Source organism: Streptomyces sp. SID12501 (assembly GCF_010550245.1).
Taxonomy (GTDB): domain Bacteria; phylum Actinomycetota; class Actinomycetes; order Streptomycetales; family Streptomycetaceae; genus Streptomyces.
On sequence record NZ_JAAGLU010000377.1, the window covers coordinates 1 to 538 of the forward strand.

General features: G+C 71.0%; 1 protein-coding gene. It reads left to right on the plus strand.

Annotation, left to right across the window (positions count from 1 at the left end; translation table 11 throughout):
* Positions 1 to 467 (plus strand): YidC/Oxa1 family membrane protein insertase (locus tag G3I71_RS46325; RefSeq protein WP_203733084.1); only part of this gene is annotated, 467 nt, incomplete at its 5' end.
* Between the last annotated feature and the right edge of the window lie 71 nt (positions 468 to 538).

The window sequence follows — 538 nt, forward strand, 5'->3', positions numbered from 1 at the left end:
AGCAGCAGAAGATCCTGCTGTACGTCCTGCCGTTCATCTTCGCCGTCTCGGGCGTCAACTTCCCGATCGGTGTCCTCATCTACTGGACCACCACCAACCTGTGGTCCATGGGGCAGCAGTTCTACACGATCCGCCGCATGCCGGCACCGGGTTCGCAGGCGGAGAAGGCGCTCAAGGAGCGGCAGGCCAGGAAGGCCGCCGCCCGCGGCGAGACGATCGAGCAGACCTCGACCGCGACCGCCGTCATCGACGAGAAGCCCCGCGGCCAGCGTCAGCAGCCGAAGCGCAAGGACCGCGCCAAGGCGCGCCCGCAGCAGACGGGGGTCGGCGCGGACGACGCACCCGACGCCGCAGGCACGGTCGAGGACGCGCCCGCCGCTCCGAGCGAACCGACCGCGCCCGCTCCGAAGAAGAAGCGCAAGGGTCCGCCCTCCGGCGGCTCGACGCCCGACGGCCCCCGTCCCTGACCACCACCGCGACGACGGCCCCCGCAGGGCCGACGACGGTGCGACACCGCTGAACGGAGAAGACATGGGTA